Here is a 21,074-nt window from a genome sequence, read left to right as displayed (position 1 = left end):
TCGCCCCTTCCGGTTAACTGAAACCTATGTCGTCGCGTGCCGTCACTTCCCTGTTCCTGCTTGCCGCCCTGCTGTTTTTCTTCGCGTTGGGTAACCATCAATTGCAAGGTTCCACCGAGGCCCGCGTCGCCGGCATCGCCATGGAGATGCATCTGGACGATGACTGGGTGACGCCCCGTCTGTTCGGCGAACCGTTTCTGGAGAAACCGCCACTGAGTCTGTGGCTGGACGCCGGTGCCATGCGCGTGTTCGGTGTTTCGCCGTGGGCGGTGCGGCTGGCGTCGGCGGTGGCCGGTCTGCTCAGCGTGATGATCCTGTACGGCATGCTGCGGCGCTTCGGACGGCCGAAAGCGATTGCGTGGACGGCGGGGATTCTGCTGGCGACCATGGCCAGTTACTGGAGCAACGTGCGCGGGGTCGGCGAAGATGCGTTGCTCGCACTCGGCGTGACCACGGCGCTGCTGGCGTTTTTCCAGGCGCAACGAGCATCGACCCTCGGCAACTCGTTGCTGTTTGTGGTCGGGATCGCGATCGCCACCCTGAGCAAAGGCGTGCTCGGTCTGGCGATGCCGGGGGTGGTGATTTTCGCTTACCTGCTGACCGACAACCTGATGGACAAGCGCTTCAAACTGACCGAGTGGCTGCGGCCCGGTTTGTTGACCGCGCTCGGGCTGATTCCGCTGCTGATCTGGCTCGCGGTGCTCTATCAGCACAGCGGCGCCCAGGCCGTCAAAGAAGTCTTGCTGACCAACAGCGTCGGGCGTTTCAGCGGTTCCTTCGTCGAAGCCGGGCACTATGAGCCGTTCTACTACTACATCGCCAAACTGCCCGAAGCTTTCCTGCCGTGGAACATTCTGGTGTACCTGGGGCTGTGGCACTTCCGCAAACAATTGAAGGCCAATCGTTACCTGCTGTTTTTCAGCCTGTGGATCGTTGCGCAGTTCATCATGCTGACTCTGGCGTCGAGCAAGCGCACGGTGTACCTGATGTCGATGACGCCGGCAGCGGCAGTGATCGCGGCGGAATATGCAGCCGTACTGTTCGACAGGTTGAAGGACCGTAACAACGGGTTTGTCGGATGGATCGCCCGTCATCGTCAGGCATTGGCGGCCGGTATCCTGACGGTGGTGATCGCCAGCTACCTCGGTGCCGCACAATGGGCACTGCCGAAGGCGGACAAGGAATTGTCGTTCCTGCCACTGACTGAACATATTCAGAGCCTGCAAGCCAGCGGCCACCAAGTCGCCCTGTTCCAGGCCAACGAACGGGTCGGCGGCGCCAGCGTGTTCTATACCCAGAGCGTCCTCAAGGGCCTGGATACCGATGCGCAACTGAAGGATTACCTCAGTGCCTCGCCTTCGAACATCGCGGTGATGTCAGGCGACAGCGAACCCGCCACCCCGTTGAAAGTCCTCAAGACCATGATGGTCGGGCGCCAGGCGTACTACTTCGTAGGCTATTGATACAGCGATGCATCAACAAAAAACCCGCCGGTGATGGCGGGTTTTTCGTTTCAGTGGCGACGCTTCAGAGAGCAGCCTCGGGCTGTGCACTGAACACCTGTCGCTCACGCTTGCTCAACACCGGCAGTTCCAGACGCGCCCGTCCATAAAACGCCAGCGCCGTCAGCAAACACGCCAACCAGACGAAGATACCGGCCCAGAACGTGTGGGACATGTAATGCCAGCCCTGCAGGACGCGTGTGGTGCCGTAGACGAAACCGAGCAGCAGCGAGCCCCACAACAAGGCGCTGGAGAAGCGCCACTGATAACGCCGCGCGACAAAATACAACGCCAGCATGGTGAACCCGCCGGAGGCATGCCCACCCGGCCAGCAACGGCCGTCGCCAGCCTCATGGAACAGCTGGAAATTGTTGTACCACTCGATGTGCGCCATCTTGCCGCCGTACAGCGTCGTCTCGATCGGGCAGTAAACGCTGGTGTGAGCCTTGAGGAAGTGGATCACGCCGGTACACACCGCGAACGCCACCACCACAAACAGAAAATCCCGGCGATGGTCAGCGGCAAACCGCAGCACCGGAGCCACTTTGCTGCGCTCGAGAAACCCGGCGAGGCCCGGGCGCTTCTGCGGATTGACCAGCGGCCAGACCACCGACAGCATCGCACCGACCAAGGCAATTTCAGCGGTCCAGTTCGGAATGATCCTCGCCCACTTGTGGGTCAGCTTTTCAAAGAAGTGAATCTTGTCGAGGGGGAAGGTATTGGTCAGCGGATCGAACAGCAGATTACTGAAGGCGATGTCGATGTTCGTCATGTCGAACATCAGAAACACCACAGCAGCACAAAACAGCGGGATACCGAAGTTGTAAGCGTAAAAGCGAGAAGTCATCGGGTGGACACCGTGCGCCAGTCGGAGGCCTCGATGAAGCCGAGCATTTTCGGAGCCGCCGGGTTGGCCGCGGAAACGAACAGAGAGGATCCATAACCGAGGGTCGAGGCCGGCGCCTTGAGGTCTTTTTCCAGCTGCGCCATGCATTCACTGTGGGTGACCAGGATCAGGTTGCGCCCCGGGACCTTGTGCGCGAGCGCGTCCTGCAACATGCGCCCCTTGCAGCTGATCAACCAGTCTTCGCCGGTCGTCGCGTGGTTGAACATGTAACCGGCGGTCTGCACGGTGCGGGTCATCGGGCTGTTGTAGATGTCGGCATGGTTCAGGCCCAGGTGCTCGAACTGTGCGCCGACGGCGACCGCGACACTGCGCGAACGGTCGGTGATGCCGTCATTGCCGCTCAGGCATGGCGCCGGAGAGTGGTCGCAGCGCTCGACGTGACGCACCAGCACGATCATGTCGCCCTTGGCCCAACCGGCCGCCAACGCCTGCGCACCGGCCACATTGCCGTGGGCCAGATCAGGCACCGCCGCCGGCGCAAGCAGCCACAGGGTCAATGGCACCACCAGCGCCAAGGTTGCCAGAACAACCCCGGCGTTCCGAAAACGGGCCAAACCGCTCAGGTCGATCGAGCGTTTGACGCCGAACAGACTCAGTCTCAATTCCACAAAAATCCGCCTCGCCAGCTCGCAGCACTGTCATTTGATCCGGCGAAGGTACAGAGGCCCCCGTGGGCAGCCAGTGAAAGTCATGTGAAAAAAGTCTTGGGATCCCTTGTTACAAATTCCGTCGGACAAAATCCTTTCAGCTCTCGGATTTGCGGCCGATACAGTCCTGCTAACACCCTTGCTGGCTCAAAAAAACAACAATCTTCCAGCCTGACCGACGATCAAGACGCACAACGTTTTCTGGAGGAATTGTGATGAATAGCTGGTTCGGCAACATCAGCGTGAACCTCAAACTGGGGCTGGGTTTCGGTCTCGTCCTGGCCCTGACCTGCATCCTCGCCCTGACCGGCTGGACCAGCCTCGGCGGCCTGATTGACCGCAGCAACTGGATGAGCGACATCACCCAGCTGAACGCCGGCCTGACCAAGCTGCGCGTGGTGCGCCTGCAATACATGCTGACCAACGGCGATGAGACCGCCGCGCAGAACGTGCAGACCACCCTCGACGGTTTCGCTGCACAGCAACAAGCGCTGATCGGCAAATTCAAGAGCCCGGAGAACGTCAAGCTGCTCAAGGAGCAGGCGGCGACCATCGCCGAGTACCAGACGTCCCTGAACAAGATGCGCAACGCCTACCGCACCGGTAACACGGCGCGCGACACCATGGCCGCCAATGCCGAGACCGCGTACAACCTGATCGAGTCGATCAGCAACCGCGTGCAGCAAATGCCGCTGAGCGATACACGCTTCGAACAGTTCCAGGCCATCACCGAAGCCAAGGAAGCGTTCATCCTGGCGCGCTATGAAGTGCGCGGCTACACCGCCACCGCCAATGCCGACACCGAGCAGAAAGCCGTCGGGCAACTGGATGTGGCCATCGCCAGCCTGAAACAGCTGAGCGTGCATTTCTCCAGCACCCAGCAAGACACCCTGCGTCAGCTGGAAACCGCGCTGACCAACTACCGCAGTGCCCTGCAGGCGTTCAAGAACGCCAACAGCGAGGCGGTGCAGGCGCGCAAGGAAATGACCGACCAAGGCAACCTGATCGTATCCCTGAGCGAGCAGCTGTATCAGATCCAGCTCGACCGTCGTGACATCGAAAGCGCTCAGGCTCGCACACTGCAGCTGATCAGCACCTTGCTGGCGTTGCTGGTGGGCGTCATCGCGGCTTTCATCATTACCCGTCAGATCACCCGCCCGTTGCAGGAAACCATGGCCGTGGTCGACCGCATCGCCAGCGGCGACCTGAGCCACAACGTGATCGTCACCCGCCGCGACGAACTCGGCGTGCTGCAACAAGGCATCGCGCGCATGGGCGTGACCCTGCGCGACCTGATCAGCGGCATCCGCGACGGCGTGACCCAGATCGCCAGCGCCGCCGAAGAACTGTCGGCTGTCACCGAACAGACCAGCGCCGGCGTGAACAGCCAGAAGGTCGAGACCGATCAGGTGGCCACCGCCATGCACGAGATGACCGCCACCGTGCAGGAAGTCGCGCGCAACGCCGAAGAAGCCTCGCAAGCCGCAGCCGCCGCTGACGGCGAAGCCCGTGAAGGCGACAAAGTGGTGAACGAAGCCATCGCCCAGATCGAGCGTCTGGCCAGCGAAGTGGTGCGTTCCACCGAAGCCATGAGCGTGCTGCAACAGGAAAGCGACAAGATCGGCAGCGTCATGGACGTGATCAAGGCCGTGGCCGAACAGACCAACCTGCTGGCCCTCAACGCCGCCATCGAAGCCGCCCGAGCCGGTGAAGCCGGTCGCGGCTTTGCCGTGGTCGCCGACGAAGTCCGTGGCCTGGCCCAGCGCACCCAGAAATCCACCGAAGAAATCGAAGGCCTGGTGGCCGGTCTGCAGAACGGCACGCAACAGGTTTCCGCCGTGATGAACAACAGCCGCGCCCTGACCGACAGCAGCGTCGCCCTGACCCGCAAGGCCGGCGACTCCCTGGAAAATATCACCCGCACGGTGTCGAACATCCAGTCGATGAACCAGCAGATCGCCGCAGCCGCCGAACAGCAAAGCGCCGTGGCCGAAGAAATCAGCCGCAGCATCATCAACGTCCGCGACGTGTCGGAACAGACGGCGGCGGCGAGTGATGAGACGGCCAAGTCGAGTGTTGAACTGGCGCGGTTGGGTGGGCAGTTGCAGCAGATGGTGAGTCATTTCCGCGTTTGATGTTCAGCGTCGAATAGCAATTCACAACAAAAAGCCCGCGCCCGAAATGATTCATCATCACTTCGGGCGCGGGCTTTTTTGCCAGAGCGCTATAAACGGCTAAGGCATAGCTACGGTCACCCAAGGGTTAATCACCTCAACCCCGCTGAACTCAAAATCCTTCACATTGCGAGTAGCAATCGGCACTCCATGAGTTCGACAGATGGCTGCTATCTGTGCATCCGCCATCGATGCGGCTCGCCCCTTTGATTCGCAATCTGCAACCAGTGTTGCGTACTCGACAGCGGCATGAGCATCGAAGGGCAAAATGCGTCCGGCGAAATCCTCTTCGAACATCGCCATGGCAAGGGCTTCAAGATTTTGTTTGCGCTTTCCCGAAGGAAGCCGCGCGATTCCGTGGAGTATTTCTGCCACCGTTATCGCGCTGATTGCCAAATCCATCGAGGGTTGAGCATCAACCCAGGTAAGCACCCGGGTCTCAGGTTCGACGCGCATAAACTCTGAAAGAACGTTGGTATCGAGCACTATCATTCAGAAAAATCCACCCCGGCAGCTTTCTCTGAACGCTCAGGCAGATCAAGATCCACACCGCCGACAGCACTGAACCTATTACGTATCCGACTTCCAAGACCTCCGGCTCGGTCAACTGTTGCCAAGGCCCGGCCGAGTATCAGACGAGCCTCTTCTTCCATGGAGTGTCCATTGTGAGCAGCAGTGATCCGCAACTGCTCCTTGAGCTTTTCATCAAGGTTTCGAATGGTGATGCTGGCCATGATGCCTCCTGCAATCAATGAAATCATTGATTGCAGGCTAGCACACTGGATCTTGCTGAAGCTTGAAAAACTGCCGAACGGCCGATTTACCTGTTCACCGCGTCCCCCGCTGCCGCAACGCCGACGGCATGAAATACGAATCCTCCGGCACCGGTTGCGAGAAGTCGACGGTGGAGGCCTCTTCGTTATCCAGGTTTTGCACGTAGTACCGGCGGGCCTGCAAGTCGTGGAAGACGTCCAGTGCGCTCCAGGTGGTGGGCAGGTCGTAGAAGTTTTTCAGGTAGGCCATCGATACGCGCCACAGCTCCCCTCGCCCGTCGTACTGGTCGACCAGCGCGGCGCCCCAGCTGTCTTCGTCGAGGAACAGCACTCGCTTGGAATAGACATGCCGCGCACCCGGTTTGAGGGTGCCTTCCACCACCCAGACCCGGTGCAGTTCGTAGCGGGTGTATTGCGGGTTGAGGTGGCCGGGGGTCAGGAGTTGGGCGTATTTCACGTCGGGGCTGCCGACTTTGTAGTTGTTGTAGGGGATGTAGATTTCCTGTTTGCCCTTGAGCTTCCAGTCGAAGCGGTCCGGCGAGCCGTTGAACAGGTCGGTGTCGTCTGCGGTGCGCAGGCCATCGGAGGAAGCGATCGGCGTGTCGTACGCCAGGTTCGGTGCGCGGCGGACGCGGCGTTGGCCGGCGTCATAGATCCAGGCCTGGCGCGGGTCCTTGAGTTGATCCAGCGTCTCGTGCACCAGTGCGGCACCACCGGCGAGGCGCGCCGGGCTTTTCACGAAGGCGAGGTAGTAGAACAGGATGTTTTTCAGGTCGGCGAACTGGCCGCCCGGGCGGTAGTAGTTGAAGAAGCCTTCCTGCTGCGAGGTCACCAGCGCGAAGCTGCCGTTGCGTTGTACCGGTGCTTCGGAGGCACGACGGACCACGTAGATGCCGCGATAGCGAGTGATGTGGTTCCACAACACTTCGACCCCATCCTTGGGCACCGGAAACGGCACGCCGCCATAGGCATCGGCAAATCCGCTGCCACCCTCCAGCAGTTTGGCCGAGGTCGCATTTTTCAGGGTGTTGTCATACAGCCATTGCGGTGCGGAGCCGGATCGGCGCGATGGGTAGATTGGCATCTGGAAGGTGTCGGGGTAGCTGTTGAACAGGGCGATCTGGCCGGGGCTGAGGTGCGCCTTGTATTGCTCGAGATTGGCCTTGGTGATGGTGAACAGCGGTTTGTCCGCCGCATACGGATCGGGGTGATGCTGGCCGGGTTTGTAGCCGGCCGGCGCCTGGGTGATGCCGCCGGTCCAGGCCGGAATGGTGCCGGCAGCGTTGCCGGCGCGCTCGGCGCCCATGGGGGTGAGCGAGGTTTTCAGTTGTTCGGCCTGCTGGGCCGAGATGGCCGCCAGTGCGCTTGCGGCGGTGAGGCTCAAGAGCAACGCCAGTGTGGTCTTGGTCAGTCGTGATGCAGGAAACATGTTCGTTCTCCGAATTCAAAAAACCTGTGGACTCACAAGAAATACTTGAGGTTGAACCCGACGTTGTCGCGGTCGCGAATGCCGTTGTTCTGCCCGCCGCCCCAGAACTCGGTGTACTGCAGTTCGGCTTCGAGCTTGTTCTGGTAATTGGCCTTGACCCCCAGCGTGTACGCCTTGCGCCCGTCGATGGCGTTGCCGGCCTGGTAGCTGTTGCCCTTGAAGTCGTCCTTGTAGACGACGTAGGGCGAGACGTTGATCCCGGCGTACACGTCGTTCCAGGTGCCGTTGAACATCACCGTGTAGCTGTAGGAATTGCGGTTGACCTGATCGTCGCGATCACCGCCGGACACGTACGAAGTGTTGCCGGTGCCGGCGTAGTAACGGGTGCTGCCGTCGTAGGCGGTGTATTGCAGGCTGCTGCCACGCAGGTGCTCGGAGGCCAGTTCGAAGATGCCGAACATCGAGTCGAACGACAGCGTCGGGCCGAAGTTGTAGATGCTGCCCAGCGAGGTGTTGAACGCCTCCACCCGCTCGGCGTTGTTGATCTGGCTGTCGAGGGTGACCATTTGCCCGCCGACGTTGATGGCCTTGCCGGACACCGCCGCCGCAGCGCCGTTGGCCAGGTCGCCGATCAAATCGTTGGTGGCGGCGATGCCGATGGGCAGGTTCGGTCGATAGGCTAGTTCACCGAACACCGAGGCATTGCCCAGCGTGGTGTTGAAACTGAAACCGTACATGCGAATGTCTTCGGCATAGCGCCGATGGGCCTGGATGTTGCCCATCACATCGGCAGTCGCCAGCCCGTTGGCGAGGGCCCCGGCCTGACTGCCGGCGACGCTGGAGAGCATGTTGGTCAGGGCATTCATGTCGATGCCCTTGTAACCACCGAGGTCGGCGGCGATGGTCGGTTCCTTGGCGTGGTAGTTGACCATGTACAGGCCGAACTCGGTGCTGTTGAGTTCTTCGGCGATGTAGCGAAAGGCAAAGCCGAACTGGCCGTCGTTGCGCGCGTTGTAGTCCTTGCCGATGGACGCCACTTTCAGGGTGTTGCCGTAGGCCGGGGTCACGCCGTTGGCGTAGAGGCCGGTGGATTTCAGCGCCGGGCCGAGCAAAGGGTTATTGCCCAGTGCGCTGTACAGACCGATGACATTGCCGAACCCCGGCACCGGTGTATCGAGCGCGGTACCGCTGAAGTTGTTGTATGCGGTGTTGCCGCCGTCGGCGAACAGGTCGGTCTGCGAGTAGAAGGTGCCGACCGGGTCGATGCGGGTTTCCTTCCAGTTGGTCTGGTAGAAGCTCTCCATGGTCAGGCTGTCGGTCAGGCCGATGTTGAAGCTGACCGCCTCCACCGGCATCAGCACTTCCTTGACCTCGGCGCCGGGCAAGCGGTACTTGGCGGCGTCCACCGGGTTGGTGGTGTTGACCCCGCCGCGATAGAAAATCCCCTCGCCCCAGTTGAACACCTGACGCCCCACCCGTGCCGTCACCGGCATTTGCGCAACGTCCCAGCTGCCGTGGACGTAGGCGTCGAGCATCTCGATCCGGCTGCCGGCGATGTCGCGGGTCTGGCTGGTGAAGCGGTCGTCCTGGGGATAACTCTGGCTCGGTTGCGATGGGCTGTTGTTGTGGTAGTAGTCGTTGCGCTTGTCCATCAACTGGGTGTCGTAGAACGCCGTGCCGCGCAGGAACATCCCGTAGTTCTGGTAGTTGGCTTCCAGCTCCGAGGTGATCTTGTACACCTCGGAAACCAGCCCGGTGTCGAAGTTGCGATTGCCGTCGTTGGTGTTGACGTCATCGTTGTTCTTGTCCCGGCCCTGCACCCGCCACAAGCGGCCATAGGACAAGGTCGTGTCGAGCGAGCCGGTGACTTGATTGTCCAGCACGCTGAACTCGGCGGCCTGCACCGCGTCGACTGCGCAGAGTTGCAGCAACCCTGCCAAACCGACACCGGGGAGTGCTACGCCAGACAGGCGCAATCGAGTGTTGATCATCTGTTCCTCCTTCCCTGTTCTTATTGTTGTGTGTTGCCGCGATGCTTATGGCGCCAGTCCCGCGCTGACATAAATCCGGCTGTGGGCGCCGAAATGGCCGAGCAGTCTGAGTAGTTGCCGATTCAGTTCCGGATGGTCGAAATTCTCTTGCTGCAACTGATTGCCGGCGCTGAAATCGCTGGTGACCGGCGCCGTTTCCAGCCATTGGCCGATGGCGTCATCGAAGGCGGCAGAGTCGTCGACGGACTCGGCGCTCACCACTTCACGCAGGTAGTCCACGGAGTACGGCGGGTAATGCGCGTCCCCGGCGGCATCGGCGTAAGCGTCGAGCATCGGATGCGGCTGACCGGCGCGCAGCACACGACGCAGCCAGGTCGACTGGTATTTCTCGACTTCCATGTGGCGGGTCGCGACCCGTTCGATGGACGCCTGTTTGTCCTCCGCAAAACCGGCCAGGGCCTTGCCCTCCAGCAGCAGAAGGCTCGGCAGTTCGAGGCCCGGCAACGGCTTGGCGTGATACGGCTGGGTCAGGTCCTGAACGTGGTGCAGGCCCCAGCCGAGAAAGCGATAACCCCAGTAGGAATGACCTGTGGCAAACGCCAGCCGCGCCAGCCCCATGTATTGATACGCGCGCCAGTCCGGCCAGCTGCGCTCGAGAAATCCGGCAGCCGCGTATACCACCGGGCTTTCATGGAAGAAGCCCATATGGAACGGCGCCTGGGAGCTGTACTGGAAGCGCGCATCGCCAAACGGCTGCGGGCCGAAGCCGTACGACGCGGCGACTTCGCCGGGGTTGTCGCTGAACAGATTGATGTCGTGGCCGTAGTCCGGCTCATCGGCGGCGCTCGCCAGCACGGCCAGGGGCGCGACTTTTTCGTGATCGGCCACGCGGATGAAACGCTGGCGATTCCACGGCGAAAGCGTCTGTTCGACCATCACCTGATCGGCCTGCAGATGCTCGCGCTCGGGCAGGTCCTTGCCCGGCAACGGCTGGATGACCATCGCCAGATGGATCAGCGGATTGATCCGCAGCGCAGTGAGGAAGTCGTGGCGCAGATTGTCGCTCGGCGTGGCGGGCAATTTGAGGTTGTCGGGGCGCGGCGGGTATTGCTTGAAGTGCTCGCGGGCGAAGCGTTCCTGCTCATCGAGCAACACGATGATGGCCGGGTATTGCTCGGAGAGAAACTGCTCCAGCGGTTCGACTTCGACGGTTGGTGCATCGCGCAACGCCGGCAGATCCTGCAACGCCAGGTAGCTGCCCACCGTATGGTTCGACCAGCCCCACGCCGTCGGGGCCATTGCGCAAAGCAGCAGGAGGGAGATCAGCTTCATTGCTTCTGGTTCTTGTTATGTGTGCCGTGGGGATCGAGCCTAACAATCGACCCCGCCCCTGACACTGTCCGATCTCACCAGAAAAGTTCTCCGATAGCGCCACGTGCGCTGTTCATTCAGGCCGGGTAACCGGTGATCTTGCGGATGCTCTGATACAACGGCTTGAGCTGCCGGTACATGCGCAGATACACGTCTCTGTACAGTCGCTCATACACCTTTTGCGCCTCGGGCTGCGGCAGAAACACAGCACCAACCCGGGTCATCGCCGCTATCGCCGAAGGGAAATCCGCGTGCAGCCCGAGCCCCACCGCACAACAAATCGCCGCCCCCAGACCGGAAGCTTCATAGACGTGCGGACGCTCCGCCGGCAGGCCGAAAATGTTCGCCGTCAGTTGCATCGCCGCATCACTTTGCGAGCCACCGCCAGCCACCCGCAGACGCGTGACAGAGATCTTCGAGCGCTTCTCGATTTTCTCCATGCCCTGACGCAACGCATAGGCCAGACCTTCGAGGATCGCCCGGTAAATGTGCGCGCGGGTGTGCACGTCACCGAAGCCAATCATCGCGCCTTTGGCTTCGACACCCGGCTCGCGAATCCCCGGCGACCAGTACGGTTGCAGCATCAATCCCATCGAGCCCGGTGGCACCGCTTCGACCAGTGCGTCGAACAGCTGCTCGGGCTCGATGCCCTGCTCCCTGGCCTGCTGCATTTCCCGCAGGCCGAACTCGTTCTTGAACCAGCTGACCATCCAGTAGCCGCGATAAATCATCACCTCGCAGTTGTACTGATCCGGCACCGCCGACGGGTACGGCGGAATCAACGGGACGATTTCCAGATAGCGCGAGCGGGTGCTGGTGATCGTCGCCGTGGTGCCGTAGGACAGGCACACCGTGCCCGAGTCAACGACGCCGGAGCCGAGCACTTCACAAGCCTTGTCGGCGCCCGCCGCGATCAGCGGAATGCCTTCGGGAATGCCGGTGTGGCGACTGGCTTCGGCGCTGATATGGCCGAGGGTTTCACCGGGTTTGTGCAAGGTCGGCAGTTGCTCGGGACGTACCGCCAGCGCCTGCCATTTCCAGTCACGTGGAGCGGCCCAGCGCAGACGTTTGAAGTCGAACGGCAGGTAACCGACGCAACAACCCACCGAGTCGACAAAGCGCCCGCACAGGCGATGCGTGAGAAACCCCGAAAGCAGCAAAAACTTGTCGGTCGCCGCCCACACCTCTGGCTGATGGCAGGCGATCCAGTTGGCTTCGGCCTGGGCGCGAAAGTAATCCACGGTGGCCTGCGCGCCGGCCAGTTTGAACAGCCAGCCCCACGGTCCCTTGATCCCGCCTTCGACTTCGCTCTGGCGCTGATCGAGCCAGAGAATCGCCGGGCGCAGCGGTTTACCCTGCGCATCGACGTTGATCACCGTGCCACGCTGGGTGGTCAGGGAAACCCCGGCAATCTGCGAGCGGTCGATGCCGGTTTGCGCCCACACCTGCTGGCAGGCCTCGCCCAGTTTCGCCCAGTAATATTCCGGATCCTGCTCGGCCCAGCCCGGCTGCGTCGAGTAATAGGCTTGCAATTCAACCTTGCCCTTGCCGAGCAGATTGCCCTGCAAATCGAAGAGCAGCGCGCGCACGCTCTGGGTGCCATTGTCGATGGCCAGCAGGTAACGCTTGTTCGGGTGGTTGTCCATGGAGCTCTCTTCGAGGGGCATCACTGCGCGATTTCCGGCAGGCCGTGATGGCGTTGCCATAACGCCTGATAGCGTTGCTGTTCCTGTTGCCAGTATTCGTCGTCCCAGCCCAGTCGTAATTGGCAGAGTCGGCGAATGGCCGGGAAATACTCCGCGCCGCCATGGGGCAGCAACAGGCCGAGACGGGTGCGGCGCAGCAGCAGGTCATCCAGGTGCAGGACCATTTCCGCTTCGCAGGCGAAGGCCAGTTCTGCCCACAAGGTGTCGGTTGCGCCGACCGTTTCATGGCCCAGTTCGGCGAGCAGTTGCGCCAGCCTCGGCAGGTCCCGGCCATGTCGCCCGGCCAGACGTCGCCACTGGCCGGGGCTGAGACCGGGGATCGCCAGTGGCGGCACGGCGGCAAATACCGGCGCGGCATCGTCATCAAAAGAACGGCCGAGCATGTCGGCGCAGGCCTTGAGCACTTCGATGGCTTGCGGGCGGAACGTCGTGAGTTTGCCGCCGGCCAGCGTGACGCAACCCGGCTCCTGCCACAGCACATGTTCACGGGTTTCGTTCGACGGTTTGTCCTGATGCTCACCCACTGCACTGCCCACCACCGGGCGCACGCCGGACCAGGTTGAAAGCACGTCGGCGGCTGTCACTTCAGCGCCGGGAAACTGCTGTCGGCAGGCGGCCAGCAGATAGTCGAGTTCTTCGGCGCTGATGCTCGCGCTCTGGTCCAGATTCTCGCGGTGATCGAGGTCTGTGGTGCCGACCACCGTGGCGCCTTCCCACGGGAAAACGAACACCGGCCGCCGATCCTGCTCGTGCATAAACGTAAAGGCCTGCGCCACCGGCAAGCGCCAGCCCGGCAGCAGCAAATGACTGCCACGCAACGGGCGCAACTGGCGGGGCGCCTCGGGTGGACGCAAGCGTTCGGCCCAAGCACCGGTGGCCACCGCCAGCACACCACACCGCAATTGCAGCGATGCGCCGGCCTCGCAGTCCTCGACCTGAACGCCGCACACCCGCCCGTTTTCCCGCAGCAGATGTTCGACACGCACGCCGTTGAGCACCACCGCGCCGTCGGCCCGGGCTTCGCTCAACACGCGCATCACCAGCCGTGCGTCATCGGTCAGCGCATCGACAAAACAGGTGCCGCCCAGCAGGTCGTTTTCTTTCACGCCCGGCGCCAGAAATCGCAGTTGCTGCGCGTCATGGAAACGATGATCCCGGCGCCCGGCCAATGCGTCATAGACCGACAACAAACCACCCAGCACCCGAGGCCCGGGAAAGCCGCCGCGATAGTGCGGCATCATGAAACTCATCGGTTCCACCAGCCCCGGTGCTTCGTCGAGCAGGCGCTGGCGTTCGCGCACCGAATCCCGGGTCAGGCGCCACTGGCCCTTGGCGATGTAGCGCAAACCGCCATGGACCATTTTCGAGGATCGACTGGACGTGCCCCAGGCGAAATCACGCTGCTCCAGCAGCAGGCAACGCCAGCCACGGCGCGCGGCTTCGCGCAGGATGCCGGCGCCGCTGATACCGCCGCCGATGACGATCAGATCCCAGGTTTCACCCGCCAACGTCGGCAGGATTTGCTGGCGCCATTCGGCGTTCCAGTCCGCGCTCATCGCCGTCACTCCTGCAACAGCGTGCCGGGGTTCAGGCGCCCGGCCGGGTCGAAGTGCCGGCTCAGCGCCTGCAGGGTGTCCATCGCCAGTTCGCCCTTTTCGCGCAGCAGGTATGGCGCGTGATCCTTGCCCACGCCGTGCTGGTGGCTGATGGTGCCGTGGTTGTCGACGATGGTCTGACTGGCCGCGTGCTTGAGGGCCTTCCAGCGAGATAGCGTTGCGGGATAGTCCGCTGCCGGGCGAAATACGTAGGTGGTGTAGATGCTCGAACCTTCGCCGTAGACGTGGGACAGATGAGTGAACACATGCACGCGTTCACCCTCGGCCGCCAACGCATCGCGCAGGCTGTTTTCGATCCGGTTGAGCAGGTTGTCGACGTTGCTCCAGTCGGTGGCTGTTTCGAGGGTGTCGACCACATAACCGGCGTTCCACAGGTTCTCCCGCAGATACGGAAAGCGAAAGCGGTTCTGCTCCCACTTCTTGCCGAGCAGCGTGCCGGTGAATACCCCGCCGAACGCCTTCAGATGCTGGCGGGCCTGACTCAGGGACAGCGCATTCTGCTTGCGATTGCCGGTCACGCCGAAGGTCAGCAGGCACTTGCCCTGCCCGGCGCCACGCAGGTTCAGATACTTTTCCAGCCAGGCGATCTGCTGCGGATGGCCGGCCAGCGCCAGTTGGGTCTCAGTCTCCACCGCGTTGGAGAGACGCAGCATCGACAGCGGCACCCGCGCCTGGGCCAGTTGTTGAATGGCTTGCAGCGCCTTGCTCCAGTTGGGCAAAAACACGCCGTAGAAACGCTCGTCGGCCGGCAACGCACTGACTCGCACCTTGACCTCGGAAATGATCCCGAAACGCCCTTCGCAACCCAGCACCACTTCGCGCAAATCAGGGCCGGCTGCCGAGGCCGGGAAGGTTGGAATCTCTAGCGGCCCGGCAAAGGTTTCCAGGGTTCCGCCGGCAAACAGTTGCTCGATCCGCCCATAGCGCAGCGACTGCTGACCACTGGAACGACTGGCCACCCAGCCGCCCAGCGTCGACAACTCCCACGACTGCGGGAAATGCCCCAGCGTGTAGCCACGGGCGCGCAATTGGCTCTCTACTTGCGGGCCACTGGCGCCGGGGCCGAAAGTCGCCAGCAGGCTTTGTTCATCGAGGTCGATCAGGCGATTCATCCGCGCCAGAGACACCGTCACCACGGGCCGCGCAGAGTCTGGCGGGTTGATGTGCCCGGCCACCGAAGTGCCGCCGCCGTAGGGAATCAGGCACAGATCCTGCGCCTGGGCGAGCGCCAGCAACTGGCGGATGTGTTCGGCGGTTTCCGGGAACGCCACGGCATCGGGATAGTTGCCCAGCGCCCCTTCGCGCAACGCCAGCCAGTCCGGCAGGCTCTGGCCCCGGGCATGCAGCAAACGATCATGGGCATCGATGCTGTACAAGGCGTGTTCCGCCAGCCGTGAGACCGGCACCCGGGCCAGCGCTGCTTCAAGCGTTGCGTCGGGCAGCGCTCGACCTTCCCCTAGCCGTTCATGAAGAAAACTTGCGCCCTGGGCCGGCAGTTCGACCACCGTGGTTGCATCTCCCCAGCCGTTCCAGCGTCGCATGCGTGTGTCCTTCTGTGCAGTCTGATCAGTGAGATTTCAGGCCCTCATACTAGTCAGGCGGCCGAAAGTGTCACGGTCGCATCCGGCCAGTTCGAGTAGCCAATTGAGTCAAACGTCGCGCAAGCGTCAGCCATTTACTTTAGTCGTGGATTCAAATTACCTTTCAGGGCGCTCATCCGCCCGTGGCGGCTTCGATCAAGGGAATTCGGTCATGCAATCGCTCGGCTTCACCTCCGTTCCGCCACTGCTCAAGTACCTGCGCCATGCCGAACATCTGGGGCTGGCCATCGAGCCTGCGTTGGCGGCGGCCGGGTTGCAGGCGCAACAGTTGAGCGACAACAGCTTGCGCCTGCCGGGTGAAACCCATGAACGGTTGCTCGATTATTTCTGCGAACACTCGGGCGATCCGCTGTTCGGCCTCAACGCGGCGAATTTCGTGTTGCCCAACTCCTGGAGCGTGCTGGGCTACATCACCATGAACTGCGCGACACTGGGCGACGCCATGAGCCGCATCATGCCCTTCGAAAAACTGGTGGGCGACATGGGCGTCAGCCGCGCCGAGGTGCAGGACAGCCACGTGCACCTGATCTGGAGCTGCCGTTTTGAACGCCCGCGGATCCGCCGGCATCTGGTGGAAAACGTGCTCGGCTCCTGGCTGCAATATGCACGCTGGATCGCCGACACCCAGTTGTCTCCGGCTGCCGTGTGGCTGGAGCACTCACGCCCGGCGGATACGACGCTGGAACAGTACGAACAGTTTTTTGAATGCCCGGTGCTGTTCGATCAGGCGTATTCCGCGCTGGTCGTGCCGCTGCCGTATTTGCAGTTGCCGTTGCGCCAGGCCGATGCGCATTTGCTGCGCACCCTGGAAGAACACGCTCAAAGCCTGATGGCGACACTGGAGGATGCGTCGCTGGAGCAGCGGGTCAAAAGCATCCTGCGCCAGTTGCTCAAGGAAGGCCTGCCGCGCAAGGAACAGGTGGCCGAGCATTTGGCTGTCTCGGTTCGCACGCTGCAACGCCAGTTGCATCAGGCCGGCACGTCGTATCAGCAGATTCTCGATGACCTGCGCCAGGAGCTGGCCGAGCATTACCTGCTCAACAGCACCTTGCCGATTCAGGACATCGCCCAGTATCTGGGCTTCACCGAACCGCGCTCGTTTCACCGCACCTTCAAGAGCCGGCGCGGCATGCCGCCCGGCGAGTTTCGGCAGACTCACCGGGTATCGAACGACAGCTAGAGGCTGATCGCGTTGGTGAACACCAGACGATTGCCGAACGGGTCGGCGATAGTCATGTCCTGGCTGCCCCACGGCATGGCCTGAATGCCCGGGTGCGAGAACTTGTAGTTCTTGGCCAGCAGTTGCTGCTGGAACGCCTCCAGCTCATCGGTCTCGATCCGCAGGGCCGAACCCGGTGTCGCATCGCCGTGGTGCTCGGACAGATGCAGCACACATTCGCCCCGGGAGACTTGCAGATACAACGGGAAACCGGGTTCGAAACGATGCTGCCAATCGATCTTGAAACCGAGGAAGTCGACATAGAACTCCAAGGCCTTGGCTTCATCGAAAATCCGCAGGATCGGGGTGGTTTTGCCGAAGCTCATGGGGTGCTCCCTGACTGATTGGCCCCAGAGTGTAGCCGGGGTGGATGTCAGCAATTCGGCTTGGTGATGGCTTTCTTTAATCGCAATGTGCCATCACCGTGACACAGTCAGCAAAATTCAACGAAAGCCGTCGCGCAGATCGCCTTGCCGTGCCAGGAACCGCCCTGGCCTTTGCCCGTTGGCCTGGCCGTCGCGGTAACTCAGCACGCCATTGATCCACACGCCATCGATGCCTTGGGCGGCACGTTGCGGGTCGTTGAAATCCGCCACGTCACGCACGGTCGCGGGGTCGAACAACACCAGATCCGCCCAGTGTCCTTCGCGAATCTCGCCGCGCTCCTTCAAGCCGAAGCGCGCCGCCGAAAGACCGGTCATCTTGTGCACGGCGGTGTGCAGCGGAAACAGGCCGACGTCGCGACTGAAATGGCCGAGCACCCGTGGGAAGGCGCCCCACAGACGTGGGTGGGGGAACGGGTCTTCCGGCAAACCGTCGGAACCGACCATCGTCAGCGGATGGGCGAGAATGCGGCGCACGTCGTTCTCGTCCATGCCGTAATACACCGCGCCCGCCGGTTGCAGGCGTCTGGCGGCGTCGAGCAATGACAGATTCCACTCGGCGGCGATGTCGATCAAATCGCGACCGCCCGTTTCAGGATGGGGTGTCGACCAGGTAATGGTGATGCGGTGAGCATCGGTAACTTGTTTGAGGTCCAGCGTCGAAGAACTCGCCGCGTAGGGGTAGCAATCACAGCCGACCGGGTGGGTTTTCGCCGCTTCTTCCAGCGACGCGAGCAACTGCGGGCTGCGTCCCCAGTTGCCCACGCCGGCACACTTGAGGTGGGAAACGATCACCGGCGAGCGGGCGTGGCGGCCGATGCGAAAGGCTTCGTCCATGGCCTCCAGTACCGGTTCGAATTCACTGCGCAGATGGGTGGTGTACACCGCACCGAACGCCGTCAGCTCTTCGGTCAGTTGCATGACTTCATCGGTGGACGCGGAGAACGCGCTCGCATACGCCAGCCCTGTGGATAAACCAAGGGCGCCTGCCTCCAGGCTTTCACGCAACTGCTCGCGCATCGCGGCGATTTCATCGTCGGTCGCCGTGCGAAACAGATCATCGAGGTGATTGCTGCGCAGCGCTGTGTGGCCGACCAGCGCTGCGACGTTCAGCGTGGTATTGGCCGCTTCCACCGCTGCGCGGTAATCGCTGAATCGAGGGTAGACGAACGCCGCCGCAGTGCCGAGCAGGTTCATCGGATCCGGCGGATCACCGCGTAAACTGACCGGCGCCGCACTGATCCCGCAGTTGCCGACAATCACCGTGGTCACGCCCTGACTGAGCTTGGGCAGCATCTGCGGCTGGCGGATCACCACGGTGTCGTCGTGGGTGTGCACGTCGATGAAGCCCGGCGCCAGCACGCGGCCGGCGGCGTCGATCTCTTCGGTAGCGCGGGTATCGCCCAGATCGCCGATGCGCGCGATACGGCCGTCGAAGATTGCCACGTCGGCGGCGTAACCGGGAGTGTTGCTGCCGTCGATGACCAGGGCATTGCGAATCAGTGTGTCGTACAGCATGTCAGTCTCCCAGCGGCAGGTGATCGTCGCCGCCACGGTATTCGTCGAGGGCGAGTTTGATCCGCCGCAGACGTTCTTGATTGTCTTCAGGATTGGCCAGCGCCAGCTCGGTGGCCAGCACGTCGATGGCGAGCAGCATGCCGTAGCGCGCCGCCGTCGGTTTGTAGATGAACGAGGTCTCGGCGCCTTGCAGCGGCAGGACGATATCGGCCAGTTCCGCCAGCGGCGAGTCGGCGCGGGTGATGGCGAGAATCCGCGCGCCGTAGTTGCGCGCCAGCGCCACGGTTTCCAGCAGTTCCGGAGTGAGGCCGGTCAGCGAACAGACGATCACCACCTGCTCGGTGCTGAGGCTGGCGGCGGTGACGCGCATCATCACCGCGTCGTGGCACACCGCAATCGGATAGCCGAGACGCACCAGCCGCACCTGCAACTCATCACTGCACAAGGTCGAGCAACCGCCGATGCCGAAGGCGTGGATCATCCGCGCCTGACCCAACAGCTTCACCGCATCGGCGAAACGCGATTCGTCGAACGCCGCCAGATGCTGGCGCAAGGTGGTTTCGATATCGCCAACGATCTGCCCGTAAAACGCCGACTGCTCGGGCGTGCCCGCAGGGTCCAGGAAGCGGCTGCCGACGCCACTGGCCTGAGCCAGTTGCAGGCGCAGATCGCGCAGGTCGCGACAACCGACGGTACGGGCGAAACGCGACAGCGTGGCGGTGCTGACTTCGGCTCTTTGTGCCAGCTCATCAAGGCTGGCAGAGGCGGCAAATCCTACGTCGTCGAGCATCAGACGGGCGATGCGTCCTTCACCGGCGCTGAAAGAATCCTGACGGGCGCGGATCTGATAGAGGATGTCCATGGCGGAAAGCTCCGACTACAGCAGGTAAGAAAGACCGACGGTCAGGGCGAATGCGACAACCGAGATCAGGGTTTCCAGCACCGTCCAGGTCTTGAACGTCTGGGCCACCGTCATGTTGAAGTATTCCTTGATCAACCAGAAGCCGCCGTCGTTGACGTGGGAAAAGATAACCGAGCCCGCGCCGGTCGCCAGCACCAGCAGTTCCGGGTGTGGATAACCCAGACCGATGGCCACTGGCGCCACCACGCCGGAAGCCGTGGTCATCGCGACGGTGGCCGAACCGGTGGCGATGCGCATCAACGCGGCGAACAACCAGCCCATGATCAGCGGCGACAGGTGGAATTCGTGGGCCAGGCCGACGATCTGATCGGTGACACCGGCGTCCACCAGTATCCGGTTCAGGCCGCCACCGGCCCCCACCAGCAAGGTGATGCTGGCGGTCGGCGCCAGGCACTCATTGGTGAATTTCAGGATCGATTCACGGTTGAAACCCTGGGCCAGGCCCAGCGTCCAGAAACTCAACAGTGTCGCCAGCAACAGCGCGATCACCGAATTGCCGATGAACAGCAGAAACTGGTTGAAACCGCTGCCCGGCGTGGAAATCAGATTGGCCCAGCCGCCAATCAGCATCAGCACCACCGGCAACAGAATGGTCGCCATGGTGATGCCGAAACCCGGCAGCCTGTCGCGCGGCTCGCGGTCGAGGAATTGTTTTTCCAGCGGGTTATCCGCCGGCAACTGAATGCGCGGCACGATGAATTTGGCGTACAGGGGGCCGGCAATGATCGCCGTCGGAATACCGATGGCAATCGCGTACAGCAAGGTCTGCCCGACCGATGCCTGATAAGCCTGCACCGCCAGCATCGCCGCCGGGTGCGGCGGCACCAGCGCATGCACCACCGAGAGCCCCGCGACCATCGGCAGACCGACCATCAGAATCGACACCCCGACCCGCCGTGCCACGGTAAAGGCAATCGGCACCAGCAACACGAAACCGACTTCGAAAAACAGCGGCAGCCCCACCAGAAACGCGATGCACACCATCGCCCAGTGCGCGTTCTTCTCGCCAAAACGTTCGATCAACGTGCGCGCCATCTGCTCGGCGCCACCGGACTCGGCCATCATCTTGCCGAGCATCGTCCCCAGCGCCACCACCAGCGCAATGTGCCCCAGCGTCTTGCCCACCCCGGCCTCATACGCCCCCACCACACCGGACGGCGGCATCCCCGCTACCAGCGCCAGGCCGATGGAAATCAGGGTGATGACAATGAACGGATTGAGCCGGTAACGAGCGATCAGAACGATCAGGGCGATGATGGCAACGGCGGCGTACACCAGCAGCCAATAGCCGAAGGACGGTGTCATGCGGTACTCC

The 21,074-nt window shown here is 62.2% G+C and carries 17 protein-coding genes and 1 pseudogene; 4 read left to right on the top strand and 14 right to left on the bottom strand.

Translation table 11 applies throughout. From position 1 onward, the window contains the following. Nucleotides 1–26 precede the first annotated feature (26 nt). The gene (locus ACKLNA_RS17440; protein WP_408986588.1) at nt 27–1,463 is read left to right on the top strand and encodes an ArnT family glycosyltransferase; all 1,437 of its coding nucleotides are present in this window, start codon (nt 27–29) and stop codon (nt 1,461–1,463) included. 64 nt (nt 1,464–1,527) lie between these two features. Here ACKLNA_RS17440 and ACKLNA_RS17435 read toward each other — a convergent pair whose 3' ends face one another. Together ACKLNA_RS17435 and ACKLNA_RS17430 are read right to left on the bottom strand one after the other, a co-directional pair. After that, nucleotides 1,528–2,349, bottom strand: coding sequence for a phosphatase PAP2 family protein (locus tag ACKLNA_RS17435; protein ID WP_408986587.1), 822 nt, complete (start codon nt 2,347–2,349; stop codon nt 1,528–1,530). Further along, entirely contained in the window at nt 2,346–3,017 is a 672-nt protein-coding gene (locus ACKLNA_RS17430; protein WP_408986586.1) for a histidine phosphatase family protein, read from the bottom strand. Before ACKLNA_RS17430 ends, ACKLNA_RS17435 begins: the two co-directional genes overlap by 4 nt. A gap of 254 nt (nt 3,018–3,271) precedes the next feature. Between ACKLNA_RS17430 and ACKLNA_RS17425 the strand changes: the two are divergent. Beyond that, a pseudogene (locus ACKLNA_RS17425) lies at nt 3,272–4,285 on the top strand (methyl-accepting chemotaxis protein); the annotation flags it as partial. A 42-nt stretch (nt 4,286–4,327) separates the two neighbouring features. Continuing rightward, a complete protein-coding gene (locus ACKLNA_RS17420; RefSeq protein WP_371321019.1) occupies nt 4,328–5,191 on the top strand; it encodes a methyl-accepting chemotaxis protein in 864 nt (287 codons plus the stop codon). Nucleotides 5,192–5,290: 99 nt separating this feature from the next. Here ACKLNA_RS17420 and ACKLNA_RS17415 read toward each other — a convergent pair whose 3' ends face one another. The 8 genes from ACKLNA_RS17415 to ACKLNA_RS17380 form a co-directional block, all read right to left on the bottom strand. After that, nucleotides 5,291–5,722 carry a type II toxin-antitoxin system VapC family toxin gene (locus ACKLNA_RS17415; protein ID WP_248738369.1) on the bottom strand — a complete coding sequence of 144 codons (432 nt, stop codon included), beginning with the start codon at nt 5,720–5,722 and terminating at the stop codon, nt 5,291–5,293. Then, nucleotides 5,719–5,964: a FitA-like ribbon-helix-helix domain-containing protein gene (locus tag ACKLNA_RS17410; protein ID WP_248738370.1), complete on the bottom strand. Its 246-nt coding sequence runs from the start codon at nt 5,962–5,964 to the stop codon at nt 5,719–5,721. Before ACKLNA_RS17410 ends, ACKLNA_RS17415 begins: the two co-directional genes overlap by 4 nt. Nucleotides 5,965–6,058: 94 nt before the next feature. After that, nucleotides 6,059–7,432, bottom strand: coding sequence for a DUF1329 domain-containing protein (locus ACKLNA_RS17405; RefSeq protein WP_408986585.1), 1,374 nt, complete (start codon nt 7,430–7,432; stop codon nt 6,059–6,061). A gap of 32 nt (nt 7,433–7,464) precedes the next feature. Then, entirely contained in the window at nt 7,465–9,423 is a 1,959-nt protein-coding gene (locus tag ACKLNA_RS17400) for a DUF1302 domain-containing protein (protein WP_408986584.1), read from the bottom strand. Nucleotides 9,424–9,468: 45 nt separating this feature from the next. Continuing rightward, nucleotides 9,469–10,755: a phospholipase gene (locus ACKLNA_RS17395; RefSeq protein ID WP_408986583.1), complete on the bottom strand. Its 1,287-nt coding sequence runs from the start codon at nt 10,753–10,755 to the stop codon at nt 9,469–9,471. 116 nt (nt 10,756–10,871) lie between these two features. After that, entirely contained in the window at nt 10,872–12,440 is a 1,569-nt protein-coding gene (locus tag ACKLNA_RS17390; RefSeq protein ID WP_408986582.1) for an FGGY-family carbohydrate kinase, read from the bottom strand. A gap of 20 nt (nt 12,441–12,460) precedes the next feature. Beyond that, complete coding sequence (locus tag ACKLNA_RS17385; protein ID WP_408986581.1) at nt 12,461–14,056, bottom strand: glycerol-3-phosphate dehydrogenase/oxidase; 1,596 nt, start codon at nt 14,054–14,056, stop codon at nt 12,461–12,463. Nucleotides 14,057–14,061: 5 nt separating this feature from the next. Continuing rightward, the gene (locus ACKLNA_RS17380) at nt 14,062–15,657 is read right to left on the bottom strand and encodes an FAD-binding oxidoreductase (protein ID WP_408986580.1); all 1,596 of its coding nucleotides are present in this window, start codon (nt 15,655–15,657) and stop codon (nt 14,062–14,064) included. 211 nt (nt 15,658–15,868) lie between these two features. On the opposite strand from ACKLNA_RS17380, the gene ACKLNA_RS17375 reads away from it, so the two are divergent. Further along, nucleotides 15,869–16,897: an AraC family transcriptional regulator ligand-binding domain-containing protein gene (locus tag ACKLNA_RS17375; protein ID WP_408986579.1), complete on the top strand. Its 1,029-nt coding sequence runs from the start codon at nt 15,869–15,871 to the stop codon at nt 16,895–16,897. On the opposite strand, the gene ACKLNA_RS17370 is transcribed toward ACKLNA_RS17375, so the two are convergent. The 4 genes from ACKLNA_RS17370 to ACKLNA_RS17355 all read right to left on the bottom strand — a co-directional run bounded on the left by ACKLNA_RS17370 (nt 16,894) and on the right by ACKLNA_RS17355 (nt 21,064). Further along, entirely contained in the window at nt 16,894–17,262 is a 369-nt protein-coding gene (locus ACKLNA_RS17370) for a glyoxalase superfamily protein (protein ID WP_085734057.1), read from the bottom strand. The genes ACKLNA_RS17375 and ACKLNA_RS17370 overlap by 4 nt on opposite strands. A 117-nt stretch (nt 17,263–17,379) precedes the next feature. Then, on the bottom strand, nt 17,380–18,837 hold the full coding sequence (locus tag ACKLNA_RS17365) for an N-acyl-D-amino-acid deacylase family protein (RefSeq protein WP_408986578.1): 1,458 nt from the start codon (nt 18,835–18,837) through the stop codon (nt 17,380–17,382). A 1-nt stretch (nt 18,838) separates the two neighbouring features. Then, entirely contained in the window at nt 18,839–19,699 is an 861-nt protein-coding gene (locus ACKLNA_RS17360; RefSeq protein ID WP_408986577.1) for a MurR/RpiR family transcriptional regulator, read from the bottom strand. Nucleotides 19,700–19,714: 15 nt separating this feature from the next. After that, a complete protein-coding gene (locus tag ACKLNA_RS17355) occupies nt 19,715–21,064 on the bottom strand; it encodes a GntP family permease (RefSeq protein ID WP_408986576.1) in 1,350 nt (449 codons plus the stop codon). Nucleotides 21,065–21,074 lie beyond the last annotated feature (10 nt).

The organism is Pseudomonas sp. UV AK001, from assembly GCF_046097675.1.
Classification (GTDB): domain Bacteria; phylum Pseudomonadota; class Gammaproteobacteria; order Pseudomonadales; family Pseudomonadaceae; genus Aquipseudomonas; species Aquipseudomonas kribbensis.
This window is presented reverse-complemented; position numbering and strand designations above follow the sequence as displayed.